Genomic DNA, 21,001 nt, shown 5'->3' on the forward strand with positions numbered 1-21,001 from the left:
CAAAAAACTTTCACAGGAATTTAAAAAAAAGGAATTTTGAACATTGAAATTGCAAAGCAGTATCATCCGATTCCAGAAAAATAAATGGGACTGCAGCTACAGAATAGAGAGGTCAAAAAACTTTTATAAGAGCTGGAGAAATATGAAATTTGAGCTCTAAAGAATTTGAATAGTCATTGAATTCAAAAAAATATCATACTAAACGAATAAGCAGAAAGTAGTATAGAAAAAATGAGAGTGATGTTGTTGATATGAAATAAAATGATAAAATATTGACAAAATATATGGTTTTCTTAAGTGATAACCGTTCAAATAATTCACTACTGATAGTATGATAAAAGAGAGGTTAAATCAAAAATTGCTCAAAAAAATATAGAATTCTATTTAAGGCAATCAGCCTCCGGACAATATAGGCCTTTCCCAATTAATCAATTTTATCATAACTAATTTTCAAAAAACAAATGAGTACACCATTAGATACAATTTTCAGTTGGTTTGAAACTGGAGATTTTCCCACAGAAACACAGTTTAAAGAAACATTTTCATCTTTTTATCACAAAGATTACCCGATCCCTATGGAAGGTATCGAGGGGTTTGAAGATATTTTTCAATCATTTGCAAGCGCAGAAGCATTTAAAAAGCATGTAACGGATCCAGAAGCACATTCGCAATATCTGGCTTTGCTGAATGCCAGTAATCTGACTTCAACTCATATTAATAACTGGAAAAGTAAACTCGGACTCAGCAATGTTGCTACGATTGACAGTTCTGATCAGCTGGGTAATGCGTACACCAAAATACAGGTTAATGGCTTTGTTGATGCGTTGAAAGATGCTGATAAAAACTTAGCACTGGAGATCGTAAATATTAAGAATATCCTATTATCTAATGATCTGTCTTTAGATGAGCTTCAGGAAATAGTGGATTTCATTAAAAAAAATCGTGATGATATTGAAGCTTTAAAGGCTATTCCATTCGGAGAATCAAGGGAAGATAAAGTAAAGCTGTTGCTCGACTACAATTGGTTAAGCAGTCCGAAAAATCAGCAGGAGTTTAATAAGCAGATCTATGATAAGGTTTTAATGATCTCCCAGACCCCTACAAGCGCAGTGGTACAGATCAAGGAAAGTGCGGTATTCGCTAATCCACTGGAGACAGAGAATGTGATCATCCAGGCGCGTGATAGCGTTACGGGTAAAAAAATAAATGTTGACGATTACGCAACCAATCAAACCATAGAGATTAAGATGTTTGGCGACCTCATTAATCCAATTAATATTCTCATTTTAAAAGTTAAACCATAAAAAAATATAAAACTATGAATAATAACGCAGTAATAAGTAATAACGCACATCAGGATAATTTTTTTGGGGAATTGCAGCGTACGCGCTTTCAATATTTTGATACATTTCCCAGTACAGATAAGGCTCTCCCAGGTTGGATAATTGATTATAAAAACGAGTTACATCAGTGGAATGGAACGAAATGGATTAATCTGGCACAGAACTATATACATCCAGATTATCCGCTAACCAATAATCCATTTCAGACCGATCAGACAAGCGGTCTTCTATTATTAAGTCAGATCCTGACCAATAGTTCAGGACATGTTATTAAAATAGCAGGCCGAAATCTTACCAATGCTGATATTGTCTCTATTTTCCTGAATGACGCCGCTCAGTCCGGTACCTTTACATGGTCATCCAATAAGATTAAAGATTATATTGAGAACTTAGTAGGACAAAGCCTTACAGGAGCATTGATTTATCAGCCGGGAGGTTATGTTCCTTCTACTGCTCAAGGCTCAATGGCTGCTCCGATACCGGTTACATCTGCTACCATTAAAACAGGTATGGTATGGGTAATCACCGCCAATGGATGGGTGGGTAATGAACCTGTTTCTATTGGAGATCACCTTATCGCTAACACTGATAATGGTTCAAATACTCCTAAAAATTATCAGATTATAGAAAAAGGGATTCCTGACATAGTAGATGCTACAGATACCGTGAAGGGACTTATTCAAATAGCTACAGATGTGGAAGCTATTGCGGGAACTAATTCCATTAAAGCAATGACTCCAAGATCTACAAAAGCTGTTTTGGATGCAAAAGTTAAATCCCATACTTGGGATATTGGAGATGGAACTTCCGTTAGTTTTTCAATTAATCATGGTTGGAAAACCTCGAATGTTGATTATATCTGTTATCGTAATGCTGATAATAGAAAAATAAATGTAAGCTGTGTACCTACATCTATAAACGATGTGCAAATAGAGGTGTTAGCACCTCTTACTCCGAATGAATATAGAATTACTTTAACCGCAAGACTTGATTAATGATTGCTCCTGAATATTTTAATAATCACGTCGCCGTAGAAGGCGAAATTGTTGTAAAAAGTGTTCCAAACGATGCAGGTTTTGTATTGGTTTGGAATCCCGCAACAAAAAAAATATCCCAAAGAACAAATTCAGAGATCATTGCTGATCTAAATTTGGTAACAGGTTCCAATGAAAATTTTTTCAGTAATAATAAGATTTCTTCTCGTGCTATCGGAAATGTAGCAACCACATTAGATGCTGAACTACCAAACGGAGGTTTTATTTCATCTTATAATACAGGTGGTTGGGGAGGTGCTGACAGACCTGTTGGTGCTTCTTACGGAGGGTATATTAAATTTAAAGGTTATTTTGCAGATATAAATAACTTAGACTTATATTATAATAACGGACATGATGGGACTGAACCTAGACTTTGGTTCAGAACTAAAGAAGGCGTCAATGGGGTAAGAGAATGGTCAGAATTGTTACATACAAGAAACCTTGGTTCTGCAAATCTAATCACTAATGACCAAGAGCCAGTAAATTTATTTGCCAAAGAAAATAAATTTGGTTGGATCAACGGAGCACTAAGTGGAGCAGGAGGTATCAATACATGGGTAGGTAACTATCTATCGATAGGAGGTAATAATTTGGAACATAAATCTCAATTACTTGTTTCTAAAGAACGGTTGTTATTTAGAGGTAATCATGGAAACGAAGATACTTCTTTTAATGAGGTCTATCATACGGGTAATTTTAATCCTAACAACTACTCACAAATAAATCATAGCCATCAGTCTTTATCCAGTCCTGAGTCAGGTGTTGTAGATGCTAATTCATTATTTGAAGATTATAAATTAAAATTGAACCATAAAATACATGATGGTTCAGCTAATATGTTTCCTATTGTTGATAATGCAAATTCTATTGTAAGTATTGCATCACATCCGGGAGGTTATGGAGTTCAGCTAGGATTTAATGATAATGAGGGTGCCTTTTTCCGAAGTGTTGCCGCAGGAAATTTCGGAAATTGGAAACAATTTGCATACAGAGATTGGGTTAGTGCTCAGATAAATAATCAAGCCCTTAACTTTGTCCCTTATACAGGAGCAACACAGGATGTTAATCTTGGGGCAAAAGATTTAGAGTTTGATGGAGGGGGAGCGATAAGTAAACTCCAAAATAGAGTAAGAATATTTAATAAAGTTTATCAAGGCTATTATGATACGGGAGGACACACGGGTATTTTAGCCATTAAAATGCCACAAGCTTCACCAAACCAGGTGATGTTTAGTATTGATATTAATATTTATGGATATGAAAGTCAATACTTAGGAAAAGTTAATGTAGCTTTTTACAAATATGTATCAGGGGCTATAATTTCTAATGGTTCCAAAGCAATCTGGGAAGTAACAGATAATTTTCCTACCACTACAGCAAGGGTTGGAATTGGAACTGATGGATATCTTAGTATTCTTTTAGGAGAATCAGATACATTCTGGAATGGGTATTTTTCATTTGAGGTAGCTAAAGTGGAGGCTAAATATGAGAACTATAATTTAGATTGGAATGTAGGCTGGTCTCATGCTATCGAATCAAATTTTGATTTGTATGCTAATAATATCATTGTTTTGCCTTCTGATGTGGTCGCTACACGAAGTTGGTTAACTAATTTTGTGGATAATAACTATATACCAAGATCAGTACAATATAATAATAATTTCAATAGCCTTGGAGGTTATTCTTCTTCCGGAATTTACAGGGCAAACAATGATGCAGGAGGAGTTTACCATTTATATAGTCCTATGTTGCACATGGGAGCTCAGGATACTACGGCACAGCTACAGGTAAAATATAATGATGGCGATGCAAGTGCAGGAGAATTAGTCTATAGAGGAGGCTATAACGGTAATTGGACTGTATGGAGAAAAGCTTGGGATAATGTCAATTTCAAACCGAGTGATTACCAGACAAGAAATACGGATGAAATTATATCAGCAGCAAAATCTTATTATAACAGAATCCCTTTTAAGCTAAAAAACAGTTCATATAAATCCTGGTCAATTCAGAAACCTACCAATAATAATTTGAAATTTGTACCATCTGTTTCAAAGAATGCAGAAGATTGGGACTTGGGTAATAGTGTAGAATTTACGGATGCTGGTCAGGTTTCATCAAAAGGTTTTAATAAAATTGGCTATAATGATAACTATATTTTAACCGCAGGTGGAGGGCATAGATTAGCTTCCGATTTTGTATCATCTTCCGCTTTAGGAGATTATCTTAGGAAAGATGGTGATACGATGACAGGCGCTCTTAATATTATCTCACCATTCATTGGTAGCTGGAGAGGTACTGCCATAGGTGGTAATTATATGTCCTGGCAAAAATATGACGGATCTAAAAATATTGCTTATATAGGAGCTGATGGAGGCGCTGCCTATGGTGGTGGAAGCGGTGATAGCTTTGCTGTTCGCGCAACAGGTGCCGGTGGTGATTTACTTTTAGCCTCTGATAGTGGCTCTGTAAAAATTCAGGGTGCTATTCCCTGGACTGCTAATAATTTTAATCCTGACAGTAAAATTAATTCTGCAGAAAATGCTCAAATAGTAGGGTTTTCAAGTGGTTTATCAGCAGGTGCGCCTTATATATATCATAGAACAGATGGCTACGTGTTCCTGGCTACTCAATCTTGGGTGTCATCTAATTTTGCTAACCAAGCTCTATCCATTCTGCCAGAGGGAGAAGATGGGCAATGGATAAATCTGACCAATTCAACAGGAGTTTTAGCGACCAACTACTTTATTACATCCAGAGATGGAACGAGAGATCCAAATACAGTTGTTAAACCCAATAGTAATGGTCGTAGAGTTAGATTTGATTTTATTAATGCCGGACATGTAGGAGGCTCCGGAAATTATGCAGGTTTAATGACTTATTCTCCTTGGGACGGGACCTCTGGGTCAACTGGAGACTCTTCATACCAATTAGCTTTTGCTAATAAAACCGGTATCAATGGAGATGGAGCACCTATGCTTAAAATAAGAAAAGGGATTGATGATAAGTGGTCTAGTACGTGGTACAAATTGTGGAGTGATGCTGATTTTTCACAAAGTCAGGTTAATGCTTGGAATTCTATGTCTAGTAACGGTATCATAGTCAACCAGAAATTTACTAATTACAGCAGTAACAGATTGATTGTTGTTGATGATTTGCATGGTGGAGAATCTGGTATATATGATGAAAATGAAGAAACTTATTTAACTGTATTACAAGATGAATATTATAAATATTCAAGTGGTTATTTTGATTGGAATGGTATCAATTTTAATAAAAAAAGTAAAAGAATTGGTATAGGTACAAAGGCTAATAATACACATAAAGTAAATATTTCAGGTTCGCTAAATGTTTCAGAATCAGTTGATGTTTCCGGTTCAGTAAATGTATTGGGCTCAGTGAAGGCTTTTAAAAACTTTAAATCAGAGTATGAAGACCCTAACAGTTTATTTATTGCAGACGGTAGTTTATCCTATCTTAATGATGAGATTGTCAATGAGGATTCCAGAATGAGATTATCTCATACGAGGATCGAACAACAGTCAGGAGTTTATTATTATGGTTCTGATAGTAGAATGCTGGCCATCAGATGTACAGATCCATCGAGTTTTTTCTCATTAAAAGAATGCTTTCCAGGTCAAAGAATATTGGTATTGAATGCTCACCCAAAGGGAGCACAGGAATTTAGAATAGAAAGTGCAGGTCAGGCATTTAAAATACCACCCTTTACTTCTATCCAATTATTTGTTTGGGATGAAAAAAGCGTTTATAAATATGCAGAAAATCAGATGTATTAAAACTGGAAATTTACAAATGAAAGAGTATATATTCAAAACGGGAGAGTGTAGAATGGGTGAACTTAAGATATAGATAGTTCGACTCTTTTACCGTCCGCAACATTAGAAAGCATCATTGTAATTAATGATGCTTTTTGGTATTACGTTTTCTGAGAAGTACTATTGAGGGGGATAGGATCTTTATTTTAAAACATTTTCCTTTTCCTCCAAAAAGTTGAATATAAACTGTTCTCCTGAGTTGATAATTTTTTTATTTTTATTTTTTTGAACTAGAAAAGATATACTGCTGTTTATCAGGGTTATTCATTATTGCAGGATATCATTCTTACTTTAAGCCTGTCGGGTTTTTATATTTTTTTCCATATTACAGCTATTAATTGGTCCGAAAATTTTGCAGATTACAAAGAAGGTTTTATATTTGCACCACTGAAAACGACGGTATAGTCGGAGTTTAAGGAGAGATGGCAGAGTGGTCGATTGCGATAGTCTTGAAAACTATTGACTGTAACAGGTCCGGGGGTTCGAATCCCTCTCTCTCCGCAAGTTGGGAGACCAAAAAACATCAAAAGCCTTTAAATACTACTATTTAAAGGCTTTTGATGTTTAGAAGATATTAAAAAATATCATTTCGATACAAATAAAAAGGGATCACAACCATTTTTAAGATTGCATTAACCAATATTTTTTCGGTTTTATTCCAATATGCTCCTCAAATACTCGTGAAAAATGACTGAGATTAGAAAATCCTAGTCTATAACCAACTTCAGAAACAGATAATTTTTCTTCCCTTAATAGGTAAGCGGCCTCATTTATTCTGATTGTTTGATAATAACTATAAATACTATTTCCAAAAATTTGTTTAAATAACCTTTTCAGTTTTGATTCACTGATACATGCGAAAGCAGCTAGTTCAGAAAGATTGGGAGGAATATCAAGTCTTGAAAGAATTTTGTCTTTCACTTTATAAATCATTTGTACATCTGCAATATTTAATGAACTTATAGAGGTGTCTTTACGTTTAAGTAATTCTAATAGTAAAAGAAAAATGAGCTCTTCAGTTTTTACTTTTAGATAAAATTTCTGTAATTCTTCAATGATTTCTTTTTCAACAATTTCTGCGGCGACTTCTTGTATCTGTGGTGAAATAATTTGTTCAAACAAAAAAGGCTTATTATTTGACATAATTGTTTGTAGAAGCCAGTGATCTTCTTTCAAACCCAATAACTCTTTCAAATATGCTGCATTTATCCCAATAATTATTGAGTTCATTTTTGTTTGTGCCGGAATAAAAAATGAGGCATCTAAACCAGCTGAAGCCATTTGCACATAAGGCAGTTCTGCTCTGCTTGCCTGTTTTTCTCTGAAAACATTATGAAAAGCGATCATTATGGTTTCTGATTTTTGTTTATTGGCTATTATTTTAAATTTCAGATTCTTGTGAACTTCGTATTGCCTTATCATCATACCCATATTAGAGTTAATGATATATCCTTTAATTTGCCCTTTGCCCAAATGTTCAGGAATTCTAACTAAATCACCTTCTACTTTACTTCCAATTGATTTGGCAATAGAAGATAAAAATAAGATACCTTCAGTTGCTTTTATTTCTAATTCCATTTTGACCGTTTGAGACTATTAATAGACCAAATGTAGTTATTTTAACCACATTAGTTATTATAATTTTGTACTTATAAATATTTCAGGCATGAAAAATTCATTATTGAACAACAAAAGAATAGCTATAATTGGCGGAGGACCTGTGGGATTAACTATTGCTAGACTTCTCCAAATAAAAGGAGCTGATGTTAAAGTTTATGAGCGTGATATTAATTCATTAGCAAGAGTTTCGGGAGGGACTCTTGATATCCATAAAAATACGGGGCAAAAAACATTTTTAGCAGCTGGATTATTACAGAAATTATTTGAGAATTCAAAACCCACAGGAATGTGCTCTATTGATCTGAATGGAAAATTGCTTATAACAATAAGCCCTGATAAATCTAAACCAGAAATCGACAGGCCCATACTTCGTAAAATTTTATTAGAAAGTTTACTGGACAATACTGTGATTTGGAATGCTAATCTAAAAAGTATCTCAAAAATAGAGAGTGCTTACGAATTAAAATTTGAGAATGGTCTATCAGAGACTGCAGATATAGTGATAGCAACAGATGGAAGCCGTTCCAAAGCAAGAAAATTTGTTACAGATGAGTTATCTGAAGAAACAGGGACTTATGTTATACAAGGAGAAATAAAGAATTTGGAAAAAGATTGTCCAAAACTATATGAAATCATCAGGAAAAATAACTTGGCATGTGTTCAGGACAAGAAAACGATATTCTTACAAAACCGCAGTGACGGGAGTACTTGTTTTTACATTTCATTTAGAAAGACTGAACAATGGCTTCTTGATATAAAATTAAACTATACAAATGTTGGCTCAGTCAATCAATTTCTTTTTAAAATTTTTAAAGATTGGAATCCTTTGTATCATGAACTTTTCAATGCATCCAATGAATATAAAGGTTTTCCTCTCCGTGTTTTCAATACAAACTATAAAAAGAAAAACCAAACCGAAAAGGTGACGTTGGCTGGAGATGCGGCTCATGCAATGACACCATTTGGAGGGATGGGAGTAAATATGGGATTAAAGGATGCCTTATTGCTTACTAATAATCTAACTGATAATCAATTTCATTCTATTGAAGCCGCTATTAGTGATTATGAAAAAAAAATGAATGCATACACCAAGCCTATACAAACAGAAACAAGCATCGCTGATGACAGAATTCATAAAGATTTCGAACACGCATTCTACCAAATGAAAAACAATATTGAAAATTCAATATTGAAAGTAGTGCAATATGTAGGATTGTTTTTTTTACTACTGACGGTAGGTGTTTTTTGGGGAAACTATTTTTCACTCAGCAGATCTTTTGACCAATTTTCGTTAACAGAAATAATAACTATTGCAAAAAATATTGTTCATAATCTTGCAGTCCCGATGCGTATTCTTTCCATTGCAACGATAATACTTATAAGTATTACGATTTATATGTATCCGGTAAAAAAACAAAAATGGTTTTATTTTAAAATATTCAGCCTGATGTTTTTTATTTTTGCTCTACTCCTCACTATCCTATTTGAGGTACCAATTAATAACCAAATTATGGTATGGACAAAAGACAACACTCCTCATAATTGGCAAGCAATCATCAGCAGGTGGCAGTCTATTAATGTACTAAGAACATTTTTTGCCGTTTTAAGCTTTCTCTTATTTACCGCCTCTGTTATCAAACCTTTTCAGAAAAACAGAAACATTTAACCGTTAAATATAAAGCAACCATTAGCAATATGTTGAAGATAGACACTTCAACTTTTTTCAAAACATGCTATTCAAAAGAAAATAAAACAATACTATGATGGGATGAATAGTAATCCAAAAATATTCTATTTACTCTTTTAAATAAAAATAATAATGAAATTTTTAAGCTTTTTAACTATTGCTTCTACAGTAATAATAACCTCTTGTACAAAAGATAATGATGACACATGCTATGAATGCAAGCAACAGACCTATGAGGTAAAAGAAAATGATACAATGATAGGATCAAGTTCTTCTACCATTGTATTTTGTGATAAAAGCGAATCTGATATTAAAAAATTAGAAGCACAAAATACATATACAAAAACCGAAAATGGAATAACAAAAACTTCTACCTACAAATGCAACTTAAAAAAATAAAATGCAATAAAATCACGGATTGAAGTTTATTGTACATAAACCAAAATCACTATAAAGAAAACTCTACTACATTAAACAATAAACTGAATGCAAACATCTTTTTTTAAAATCGCGGCTGCCTCAGCTGCGCTCTGTTTCAGTACTTTAGCTGTAGCGCAGCAAAAATACTCGGTAAGCGGAACGGTAAAAGACCAAAAAAATGGGGAATTACTCGTCGGGGTGACGGTAAAAGTAGCTGAAGATCCTTCGATTAACGTGGTAGCTAATGAATACGGATTCTATTCTCTATCATTGCCTGAGGGAAATTATAAAATGATTATTTCATATCCCGGCTACAAAGATTTCGAACAGTATATAAAAGTAGATCAAAATATTAAGCTGGACCTTCCTTTAAATCAGGAAGATAAAAATGAAAGAATAGCGAATATTGATGAAGTTATTATCTCCGGAGTAAAAAAAGATAAAAATCTTTCGACTGCTCAAATGGGTACGGAAACATTAAGCATTAAAAACATAGAGAAACTTCCTGTTTTATTCGGTGAAAAGGATGTGATGAAAACCATCCAGTTATTGCCGGGGATTAAAAGCAATGGGGAAGGAAGCAGCGGATTCAGCGTTAGAGGAGGAGCAACAGACCAGAACCTAATATTACTAGATGAAGCGCCTGTTTATAACGCTTCGCATTTATTGGGATTCTTCAGTACGTTTAACAGTGATGCCTTGAAAGATGCAAGTATTATCAAAGGAAACAGTCCAGCTCAGTACGGAGGACGACTTTCTTCGGTAATGGATGTTAAAATGAAGGACGGAAATAATAAAGATTATAACGTCAATGGAGGAATTGGTTTAATCAGCAGCAGGCTGAGTGTGGAAGGGCCTATTCAAAAGGAAAAATCGTCATTCATAGTTTCAGGAAGAAGAACGTATGCCGATCTTTTTCTGAGAGGAACGGACGATTTTAAAGACAGCAAGTTATACTTTTATGATCTTAATTTAAAAGCCAATTATCAGATCAACGAAAATAACCGTCTTTATTTATCAGGATATTTTGGAAGAGATGTGTTGGGAATAGGGAAGACCTTTGCAACAGATTGGGGAAATACAACAGGAACGTTACGATGGAACAGTATTATCAATAGCAAATTATTCTCTAATACGTCATTGATTTACAGTGATTATGATTATAAGATCAGTTTGGAAAGCAATGATAATACCTTTGGTTTAAATTCAAAAATTCAAGACTGGAACCTGAAACAGGATTTCACTTGGTTTGCAGGAAATAAGCATTCTGTTCGTTTTGGTCTGCAGTCTATTTATCATAACATTACGCCGAGCAGTGCTTCGGGAACGAGCGTGAGCAGTTTTCCAAGAAATCCGAGAAAATCATGGGAAAACGCAGTGTACATCAATGATGATTTTAAAGCAACTGAAAAGTTAACCGTTAATTATGGATTAAGACTTTCCGGTTTCAGTGTTTTAGGAGGCGATACATTTAATACGTACGAAAACGGAAATCTTACCGACAGTCGATTTTTAGAAAAAGGAAAATTTGGAAAAACCTATGTAAATCTTGAACCAAGAATTACAGCGAATTACAGAATCAATGAAGTTAGCAGTATTAAGGGAGGATATTCTCGAAATACACAAAACTTACACCTTTTAAGCAACAGCAGCAGCGGAAACCCTACCGATCAGTGGATTGGAAGCAGTTATACGGTGAAGCCTGAAATTGCAGATCAGATAAGTGCAGGATACAGCAGAAACTTTAAGAATAACAATTACGAAGTGAATGCAGAGATTTATTATAAATCAATGCAAAATCAAATCGACTTTAAAAATGGGGCTCAAATCTCATTTGATACCGCTGCCGATGTAGAAAGTGAATTACTTTTTGGTAAAGGAAGAGCGTATGGTTTAGAATTAATAGCGAAAAAGAAAAGCGGAAAATTAACCGGTTGGATTTCTTACACATTATCTAAAACCGAAAGAAAAATTGATGGCATTAACGATAATGAATGGTACAATGCAAGAATGGATAAAACCCATGACCTTTCTATCGTTGCAACATATGAAGTGAATAAAAAGTGGTCGGTTTCAGGATTATTCCTTTACAGTACAGGAAATGCCGTTACTTTTCCAACAGGAAAGTATGAGTTGAACGGACAAACAATATTCCAGTACAGCAACAGAAATGCAGACAGAATGCCTGCGTATCACAGAATGGATTTAAGTGCCACGTATGAACCGGATTCTAACAAACGTTTCAAAGGCTCTTGGTCATTCGGGATTTACAATGTGTACGGTCGTGAAAATGCTTATACCATTACGTTTGAAGATAATCCGAACAATCCAGGAACAACGCGCGCTATGCAGACCTCATTATTCCGTTGGGTACCTAACATCACTTACAATTTCAAATTTTAAATCATGAAGAATACATTTTTTATTATATTATCCCTGTTGGCATTAACGTCTTGTGAAAAAGAAATCGACCTCGATCTAGACGATAAAAGCGGAACCATCGTTATTGAAGGAAATATCACTAATCAAGCAGGACCACACACGGTAAGAATTACAAAATCGGTGGCTTTTACTCAAAATAACCAATATCCTGCAATTGCAGATGCTCAGGTTATTTTAAGTGATAACACAGGACAAACTGAAACCTTGCATTACGTAGGTGACGGAAAATACCAGACGAATGCTTTTACGGTGGTAACAGGAAGAACCTATACGATGAAAGTACAGGCTGAAGGAAAGCAGTATACTGCACAAAGCACGATGCCTGCCGTGGTGGCTTTTGAAGGACTTACGCAGGATTCATTTGTTTTTGGAGGCGTAACAACATATACGCTTCTACCTATTTTTACAGATCCTATAGCGTTAGGAAACCGTTATCTGTTTAGGTTTACGGTTAATAATAAACCTAAAAAGACATTCAATGTATTTTCAGATAACGTGAATAATGGGTTACCTAATCAACGATCTTTATTTCTTCCTAATGATGACAGCGATGATGCTGACGCCGTTAAAGTGGTAGTAGGCGATACCATCCACGTTGAAATGCAGAGTATTGATAACAATATCTTTACGTTCTACAGTGCGCTTCTTCAAATTACGGGAGAAAATGGAGGTGGTGTTACGCCTTCCAATCCGCCAAGTAATATCAGCAATGGTGCTTTAGGATATTTCTCGGCACACACCTCAAGCACAAAAGATTTTGTAATTCAGTAGAAATATTCCTCTTTAGCTGTTATGAGTGGAAAAATATACAAACAATAAAATCCTGACGAATAGAGAGCGTTTTTGTTTTAAATAGATGGCAATTACCAGGGAATCTCAAACTAAATGAAGAATAAAACGTTGAGATCAGTAACAAAAAATATCTTTCAAATCGAAGGATATTTTTGTGACTTAGTTTTTTCTATAACAAATCTTTATTTGAAGATCTGTTGGTGAATAGCATATATGCTAATCCTAAACTAACACCCGCCAACACTGCCATTTTAGTTTTCTTTGAGGGAGCCGGAAACATGGTTTCGCCATAAATCCTATGAGGTTCTGATGATTGATATAAAACATTTCTGTCATCAGAAGAGGCTTTTTTAATCTTCATCATCAATCGCATTCCTGTGGAGGCTATATTCATGATAGGTTTAGGAAATGCACCATAAACATTCTTTAAGAGCATAGAAGCAGTATCTGGAAATAAATCTTTCCGTGGATTTTTTGCCAATTCAACTATTTTGGCTGCAGTATCTCTGGGATCTGCTGCAAAATTTACATTAACAGGAAACCCATTTTCAAATTCACTAAAGTGTATTTATGGTTTAAAAACCTGAGCTAAACTGGAAAGGGATAAGTATGAAAACATTAGAAGGTGGTAAAGAAGCCTTCGGAGAAAGAGGAAAAATATATGGAAACTAAAAAAGCAACAATTAAAAGAGAAGATGCCAATACATATTTGGTGCTAGAGGTTGGAGAAGCTCCACTTCAAATAATACTTACTGATGACAATCCGAACAATGTCGAAATGGTATTTAATCCCTCTCTCCGCAAGAGCAGAAAGCATCATTGATATTAATGATGCTTTTTTATGTTCTGTTGTTAGTTTTAATGGTCTTATTAAATGAGATCAGAAGTTAACCATACTACATAAAGCTTACTGAATGGAAGTTTGGATGATGAACCTTTAATAATCAAATCCATATCTACTCTAATAGTTAGTACTTATGCCAAGAGAAAATCCGGCACTTTCGGGTACGAATCTGCAGACTCCTCCTACACACAACAGTCCTCCACGCTGTCTTCCGTAAGAAGCCTGAATTCTGGTACTATTTTTCCTGAAAACAAGTCCTGCTGTATAATAATGAAGCTGTTTTTCCTTTTCAGGATTCCCGTAATTATAAAGGTTGTTGATGAATACAGACCAATTTTTTTTGAAATTGTATTCTGCCAAGCCTGCCATCCAGTTACCATGATAACCGTCTGCCCACTGGTGCTGTAATTCTAACTTCATAGAACTTTTACTGAACCTGTAGATATTATCCAAAACAACGGTTTGGGCTTTTACTTCACCGGTTGTTTCTTCTGTACGGTAAGTATTGTAATATTGATTAATGAAAACAAGAGCAATTTTCCAGTTCTCCTTCAATCGTGTTCTGATATCTAAGCTTTGGTCAGAATAGTATTTTTCTCCTAATTTTAAGAATTCTGTTTCGTAATTCTGATCATCATTGATATAAGAACGGTATTTGCCTTTTAAACCGTACCAATTAGAAATATTCAGAGACAGATCCGTTCCGTATTTACCTCCCAGTAATGTTTCTTTTTTTATTTTATAAAAAACGTCAAATTGTGAACCGATTTCTCCAGCTTTTTTTTGCGACAGAAAAGTAAGTTGCGGCTGTGCCTGATAAACATATATATTGGCTAAACTGTAATCAAACTGTTTGGTAAGCGCAGGGATATAGTTCAGAATTGCATTGTTATAAATGTTTCCGATCTGATCTCTTTGGGAATACAAACTAAAATTTTCTAATCTTCTGAGATTGGCGATAATTCCAAAATTATTTGTTGCGTAAGATAGATTAAGGTAGTAAGCATTTCCTGAAAAGATGTTATTGGGATCCAAAGTAGTGACTTGCTTTATGTTGTCTTTGGTCTTGTATAAATATTCGAATTCCAGGGAAAATTTGGAGTATTCCATTTTTAGGCGACTTCCGTAAATGCTTACATTTTTCGGATATATAATGTTTGTTTTATTGTCTTCATTTTTAGTGACATAACTAAAGCCGGTACTTGTTCTCAGCTTTTTTATTTTCATTAGAGAATCAAGTCTTACTTCAGCGTCCAATCCTCCAATGAGGCCGTTTGTTAATCCGAACCCGGATCGTTGTTTTCCAAGGAGGGCTTTCAATGTTATAATCTGTGCAGGATCTGTATATTTTATCCTTCCTCCTAAAAGAGAATTGGCGATCCCAAGCTGTTTATCTTCCCACAGGCGTAACGCTAATCCGCTTCCGAACTGTTCATAAAAATGCCCAATAGTTGCATCTATACCAGATTTTTCATTGGAATAATTGATGTAATAAGTACCTAAATTTGTTTTTTTAAAAGCCGGATTGTAATTAAGTAATGCATCCGGTTCGTAAGATTCCAGCTGTGCACCAAGAGTGAAATCCTTGATTTTATAACTTGCGTTCAGATAGTTGTTGGACCTGAATCTTTGAGCTGCTTCTTTTTCAGTAAGCTTAATTTTATTATCATCAATATAATACTGAGAATTAGATTCCAGATTAACGGTCAGCTGACAAAATATTTTAACACTAAAAAGTAAGAGTGTTCCGGTAATTAATTTATTCTGCATAGGAAAATAATTAATTATTACTATTACATTCTTTGATTTTTGCAATCAGTTCATCCTCATCTCCGGCAGAATATCCAACATGGGAATAGACTATTTTTCCTTTATGAATTAGTATCATATAGGGGATACTGTTGATATTTAAAGCTCTTTTTAATGTTTGATTGGGATCTAGTAATATGCGGTAAGGCCATCCTTTACTTTTTATGACGGTTTTTACCTTTGAAGTGGTGCGCGCATCATCTGTAGATACTGCATACATCTTAAAGTTTGCTTCCTTTTGCCAGGCATCATATTTATCATTAATCGTGCTGAGTTCTTCCATACAGGGCAGGCACCATGTTGCCCAGAAGCTCATTACTACAGGTTCTGAGGAATCCATTTTTGAAACATTTATTTTTTCGCCATCCAGATTGCTGATGGAAACATTTGGGATTTCTTGAGAATAGCAAAAGCTAAGAGTCAGGAGTAATGAAAGAGATAATATTTTCCTCATATTGTAAAATTTTATTTTCAAATATATGTAATATTTATTATAGTATATTGTATAATTGTATATATTTACTGAATTAAATGTAATTAAAATGTGTTTTTATTGAATTTTTAATATGTCTTGAAAGTAAATTATTAACCATTTAATTGTATTGACTTTCTTAAAATCGTAAAAACTTAAAGTTTTAATTTAAAATTTTATATAAACATGAAAAAAAGCTTATTATTTCTTCATAGTGTGATTTTTATTTTTTTGTTACTCTGCTCCTGTAAAGGGAATGAGAGCGATGAAGGAAATTCAGCGGTGACGTATATTTCTGTCTCCTCTGAAGGCGGAAATGAAAAATTACTGGGAAAGACATTTACTTTTAAAGTAAAAGACAACCTTAGCAGTGATGTAACATCACAAAGTAAAATATATGTCAATAACCAGCTTATAAATGGAAATACCTATACTCCCCTTGAAAAAGGAACCTACAATGTAAAAGCAACTTATAAAGATCTGCCTGTAAATCCTATTTCAGTAAATTCTGTAGTAAATGAAGGGGTTGCCTTTAAGCATAGGATTTTATATGAAGATTTTACGGGGACCTGGTGCGGATACTGCACAATAGCATTGGCAAGACATGATAATTTGTCTTTGCAGACAGGAGATTATGTTTTTATGGGGATTCATGGCCCGGAAGGAACTACTGATCCCTGGGCTAATGCAACGAGTACAGAGATGGAGGTGCTGAAAAATATCACAGAATGGCCAGGTATGTTTATCAATAGGAATATTGTTTGGGTATATGATTCCAATTATACAGATATGTCACTTCCGCTCAGTCAGATTAAGGCTTACAGTAGAATAGGGATTAAGATGAATTCTACGATTTCCGGAAACAAAGTAAATATAGAGGCCAGGGTCTTCTTTACGGAAAATCTTGACAATCTTAAGATTGCAGCCTTTATTGTGGAAGATGAATTGGTACATAATCAAAAAAACTATATCGGAACGCTTTATGGTGGTGGCAGTGCAATTTATAATTACACCCACCATAATGTTTTACGAAACAAACTGGGATCTGTAACCGGAGATCCTATTCCTGATTCACAAACGGTAATCTCGAACGAATATATAAGATCATTCCAATATAACATCTTATCCGGATTCAATCCTGAACATTTGAAAGTAATTATTATGATACTGGATGAAAATGGAAGTGTATTGAATGTTAGAGAAGAAAAAATAGGAACAAATAACAGTTACGAATTTTTATAAAATATTTTAACACTTTAAAAATCAAAATTACATGAAAAAGATTTTATTTATTATTGGTATTTTTCTATTTGGATTATACCAATCACAGACTTACTACAGTCAGAACTTTAACACCCCGGGACTCAACGGGTGGGTAAGTACAGACATTGATGGAGATACTTATCAATGGAGTAATATGAACGTTTCATCTATAAATCCGGATTTTGGGACAGGATCACTGGTTTCTTTCTCTTATATAAGTGTTATCAATGCAGGAGTAACGCCTGATAATCTTGTCACTTCACCGTTAATCAACCTGGGCACGGTTAGTGCATCTAACGTTTTCCTGAAGTATGATCTGGCAACACATATAGATTATCCTGAGGAGAAGTACTCAGTATATGTTACGACTTCTAATAACTCAGGAGTGATAACAGCTAGTAGCCCTGTTTTTACAGAAACAGTTGCAGCAGGCGGTTTCCAAAAAAGATCAATCGATCTTACATCTTTTATCGGACAGCAGGTTTATGTTTCATTCAGACATTATGATTGTAATGATCAATTTTATTTAGTTGTAGACAATGTTGAGGTGAAAACTATTGCAGATAAAGATATTGCTCTGAAAAAAGTGTCTTTAGATCGGTATGGGGTGACTAATTCAAATTATACTATTAAAGCAACAGTGACGAATAATGGTACAGAAACTATTAATAACATCACTGTTAACTGGAATGACGGGACAGCAGATCATATTTCCACAATAGCATTAGCCGTTCCTTTGGCTTCAGGGGAGGAAACAATTGTCAATCATCCTGTTTCTGTAAATTATTCATCAGTTGTAGATAAAAATATTGATGTTACTGTTACGCAGGTTAATGGTGCAGCAGATGCTACTCCTGCGGATAACAGCCTTACCACAACCTTCAACACCGTAAGTCAGAATTCTACTAAAAAAGTTCTGATAGAAGAAGGGACCGGTACATGGTGCGGATGGTGCCCAAGGGGTACGGTTGCAATGAATTATATGGACATCAATTTTCCTGATAATTTTATAGGAATTGCAGTACATAACAATGATCCTATGGAGGTCGCTGCATATAATACAGGGGCAGCATTTTCCGGATTTCCGGGAATGAATGTAGATAGAGTCTTTTTAGGTGAATCAGTAAGTACTACTGACATGACCTCTTATGTTAACGAGAGAAAAAATATTGTAGTTCCGGCTCAGCTGGATGGCTCGGCCTCTTTATCAGGAGATCAGCTTACTTTTAATGCATCGGCTACATTCAGAACTAATTTTACTAATGCCAACTTCAGATTTGCTGTAGTTTTAATAGAAGATGGAGTAAAAGGTACAATTGCAGGTTATAAACAAACCAATTATTATGCAAACAATGCATATGGACCCATGGGAGGTTTTGAAGGCTTACCTAATCCGGTTCCTGCAGCACAAATGGAATACAATCATGTAGGAAGAATGCTGTTAGGAGGTTATACAGGGCAGGCAGGATCAATTCCGACTACTCTTACAGATGGACAGAATGTAATCTATACTTTTAATGCAACTATCCCTCCAACATACAATATGGGCAAAATAAAAGCAGTAGTACTTCTACTGGATGCCGGTACAGGTGAAGTTGTGAATGCACGTTCTTTTATATTGAGTAGTTTAGGTACGAATGATGCAGAAACCAATGCAAACTATCTTACAATATATCCTAATCCAGCTGCAGATTACATCAAAGTGCAGGCAAATCATAACGTAGATCTAAGGTTTTATGACGCTTCAGGAAAGCTTGTTTTAGAGAAGTCTAATGTCATTCCGGACAGCCCCGTTTCTGTTCAGGCATTAAGCAAAGGGGTCTATATGGTTTCTATAATAGAAAAGAAATCAAAGTCTAAAACCCAAAAATTAATTATAAAATAACAAACTTAAACTCAAATCAGGAAAGCTCAAACTTTTGGTTTTCCTGATTTCTTAATATTTAAACTTATGAAAAAAAATATTTTCTTATTAGTATGTAGCTTCATGTGCTCATGGAGTCAGGCACAGATTGCATTGGCAAAAGATGACGGAACGCCAATTGCTGACGGTGAGGTTTTTACCTATAATTCAACAGATGAGGATGTCGCAACTCTTCATTATAAAATTAAAAATACATCTGCCTCTTCTGTAAAAGTTCGTATAAAGATCATGAGTATTCAGAATGCAGCGGGAAGTGGTTTTCAATTCTGCTATCTTAGTACCTGTCTGCCCTCTGTAGCAGCTAACGCTGTATATCCGTCAAATACAAGTTTGCCAATTAATATTGCGGCTAACTCAGAAACGCCCTCTACCGGTTACAATATGTGGAATTCTAATGCCGGAAGTGGAGCTTATCCTATTGATTATGTTATAAAATATTACCTTGTAAATAATTTAAATACGGAATACGGAACTCCGGTTACCATTACCTACAGATATGATCCAAATGCAACATTGACAGTGGATGAAGTGAAAAAGAATAAGAATTCTTTCGCAAATATTCCTGAAACGCTCATAAACAGTAGTTTGCGGATAGTGTCAGAAGAAAATGGTTCATATAGTCTATATAATACGGAAGGCCGTTTTTTATTGACCGGAAGTCTTAAAAAAGGAAATGAGGAAATAAATGTATCAAATTTAAATGCCGGAATCTACACGATAATATTAAAAAATTCACAGGGAAAAACGATTGTCAGAAAAATCATTAAAAAATAATTAAAGTGAGTTCGGATAAGAGGCGGTGTTAACGTTCTTATTTTAAAGAAAACAAATTCAATCAGTTTTATGGTTTTCTCCGCCAACAAGCCCTAGAATCTTTTGATTCTAGGGCTTGTTTATTTCTGAATGTATGATGAGGTATTTATCAATTCATTCAGGTATTCCCGCTTTTTTCAGGCTATAACTTAATATCTGAATTAGCAGCATCCTGAATTCGGAGTACAGTGTGAGGATTTATCACCAGTAAATTCTGATACATTTTTCTTTAGCTTTTCAGAAGGAATTCCGCAGGCATCCTGAGCAAGACAGGCAGTAGTTTTGTTCCTCAGGACAAAATTTTTACCATTAAAATCCAAATCATATTTACCTATTGTATCATTTTGGTATTCTACTTCAATTTCTGCGTCCTCAATACCCAGTTTTTCTTCCGATAATTGAATGATATGAAGAAGTTTCCCTGGTTTCAGGCGGTGTTCATAATCGTCTGCATCCCATAGCTGAAAGTTTACCCATCTCTCCTTTCGGATGACCCCGCCACAATCTATGAAGTTTTTATAGATTTGCCCTACTTCTGTAACATGAAAATGTTCGGGTACAAAAGTTCCGTGTTCCAACTGAAATTCAACATTTTCCAGAGAGGGTAGAATTTCTTTAATTTCAGATAATTTCATAATAAATGTAATTTTTAAAATTAATTGATGATTTTAACATCGTTATATTGCGATTAATTAGCTAACA

The 21,001-nt window shown here is 34.7% G+C and carries 16 protein-coding genes and 1 tRNA gene; 12 read left to right on the forward strand and 5 right to left on the reverse strand.

All coding sequences use genetic code 11. The annotated features are described in order from the left end of the window. Positions 1-461: 461 nt before the first annotated feature. From LF887_RS08460 to LF887_RS08475, 4 genes are all read left to right on the forward strand, one after another. Complete coding sequence (locus LF887_RS08460; RefSeq protein ID WP_236858677.1) at positions 462-1,304, forward strand: hypothetical protein; 843 nt, start codon at positions 462-464, stop codon at positions 1,302-1,304. Between the two features lie 14 nt (positions 1,305-1,318). Continuing rightward, the gene (locus LF887_RS08465) at positions 1,319-2,338 is read left to right on the forward strand and encodes a hypothetical protein (RefSeq protein WP_236858679.1); all 1,020 of its coding nucleotides are present in this window, start codon (positions 1,319-1,321) and stop codon (positions 2,336-2,338) included. Further along, a complete protein-coding gene (locus tag LF887_RS08470; RefSeq protein WP_236858681.1) occupies positions 2,338-6,174 on the forward strand; it encodes a hypothetical protein in 3,837 nt (1,278 codons plus the stop codon). The genes LF887_RS08465 and LF887_RS08470 overlap by 1 nt, the downstream gene beginning before the upstream one ends. 455 nt (positions 6,175-6,629) lie before the next feature. Continuing rightward, positions 6,630-6,714, forward strand: a tRNA-Ser gene (locus LF887_RS08475). A gap of 120 nt (positions 6,715-6,834) precedes the next feature. Here the strand turns inward: LF887_RS08475 and LF887_RS08480 are convergent. Next, entirely contained in the window at positions 6,835-7,791 is a 957-nt protein-coding gene (locus tag LF887_RS08480; protein ID WP_236858684.1) for a helix-turn-helix transcriptional regulator, read from the reverse strand. Between the two features lie 88 nt (positions 7,792-7,879). Here LF887_RS08480 and LF887_RS08485 point away from each other — a divergent pair, with 88 nt between their 5' ends. The 4 genes from LF887_RS08485 to LF887_RS08500 all read left to right on the forward strand — a co-directional run bounded on the left by LF887_RS08485 (position 7,880) and on the right by LF887_RS08500 (position 13,153). Continuing rightward, positions 7,880-9,499, forward strand: coding sequence for an FAD-dependent monooxygenase (locus LF887_RS08485; RefSeq protein WP_236858689.1), 1,620 nt, complete (start codon positions 7,880-7,882; stop codon positions 9,497-9,499). Between the two features lie 153 nt (positions 9,500-9,652). Then, the gene (locus tag LF887_RS08490) at positions 9,653-9,919 is read left to right on the forward strand and encodes a hypothetical protein (protein WP_236858690.1); all 267 of its coding nucleotides are present in this window, start codon (positions 9,653-9,655) and stop codon (positions 9,917-9,919) included. A gap of 87 nt (positions 9,920-10,006) precedes the next feature. Next, entirely contained in the window at positions 10,007-12,343 is a 2,337-nt protein-coding gene (locus tag LF887_RS08495; RefSeq protein ID WP_236858691.1) for a TonB-dependent receptor, read from the forward strand. 3 nt (positions 12,344-12,346) lie between these two features. After that, complete coding sequence (locus LF887_RS08500) at positions 12,347-13,153, forward strand: DUF4249 domain-containing protein (protein WP_236858692.1); 807 nt, start codon at positions 12,347-12,349, stop codon at positions 13,151-13,153. A gap of 190 nt (positions 13,154-13,343) precedes the next feature. On the opposite strand, the gene LF887_RS08505 is transcribed toward LF887_RS08500, so the two are convergent. Then, a complete protein-coding gene (locus LF887_RS08505) occupies positions 13,344-13,655 on the reverse strand; it encodes a hypothetical protein (RefSeq protein WP_236858693.1) in 312 nt (103 codons plus the stop codon). Between the two features lie 144 nt (positions 13,656-13,799). On the opposite strand from LF887_RS08505, the gene LF887_RS08510 reads away from it, so the two are divergent. After that, a complete protein-coding gene (locus tag LF887_RS08510) occupies positions 13,800-13,997 on the forward strand; it encodes a hypothetical protein (RefSeq protein WP_236858694.1) in 198 nt (65 codons plus the stop codon). 138 nt (positions 13,998-14,135) lie between these two features. On the opposite strand, the gene LF887_RS08515 is transcribed toward LF887_RS08510, so the two are convergent. Next, positions 14,136-15,788, reverse strand: coding sequence for a DUF6029 family protein (locus LF887_RS08515; protein WP_236858695.1), 1,653 nt, complete (start codon positions 15,786-15,788; stop codon positions 14,136-14,138). 10 nt (positions 15,789-15,798) lie between these two features. Then, positions 15,799-16,281: a TlpA family protein disulfide reductase gene (locus tag LF887_RS08520; protein WP_236858696.1), complete on the reverse strand. Its 483-nt coding sequence runs from the start codon at positions 16,279-16,281 to the stop codon at positions 15,799-15,801. A 204-nt stretch (positions 16,282-16,485) separates the two neighbouring features. On the opposite strand from LF887_RS08520, the gene LF887_RS08525 reads away from it, so the two are divergent. The 3 genes from LF887_RS08525 (at position 16,486) to LF887_RS08535 (ending at position 20,260) form a co-directional block, all read left to right on the forward strand. Further along, a complete protein-coding gene (locus LF887_RS08525; protein WP_236858697.1) occupies positions 16,486-17,541 on the forward strand; it encodes an Omp28-related outer membrane protein in 1,056 nt (351 codons plus the stop codon). A gap of 31 nt (positions 17,542-17,572) precedes the next feature. After that, entirely contained in the window at positions 17,573-19,447 is a 1,875-nt protein-coding gene (locus tag LF887_RS08530) for a T9SS-dependent choice-of-anchor J family protein (RefSeq protein ID WP_236858698.1), read from the forward strand. A 66-nt stretch (positions 19,448-19,513) separates the two neighbouring features. Continuing rightward, positions 19,514-20,260 (forward strand): T9SS type A sorting domain-containing protein, encoded by a 747-nt coding sequence (locus LF887_RS08535; RefSeq protein WP_236858699.1) that lies wholly within the window; start codon positions 19,514-19,516, stop codon positions 20,258-20,260. Between the two features lie 200 nt (positions 20,261-20,460). Here LF887_RS08535 and LF887_RS08540 read toward each other — a convergent pair whose 3' ends face one another. Beyond that, positions 20,461-20,934, reverse strand: a complete 474-nt coding sequence (locus LF887_RS08540) for a DUF6428 family protein (protein WP_236858700.1) — start codon at positions 20,932-20,934, stop codon at positions 20,461-20,463. Between the last annotated feature and the right edge of the window lie 67 nt (positions 20,935-21,001).

Source organism: Chryseobacterium sp. MEBOG06 (genome assembly GCF_021869765.1).
Lineage (GTDB): Bacteria > Bacteroidota > Bacteroidia > Flavobacteriales > Weeksellaceae > Chryseobacterium.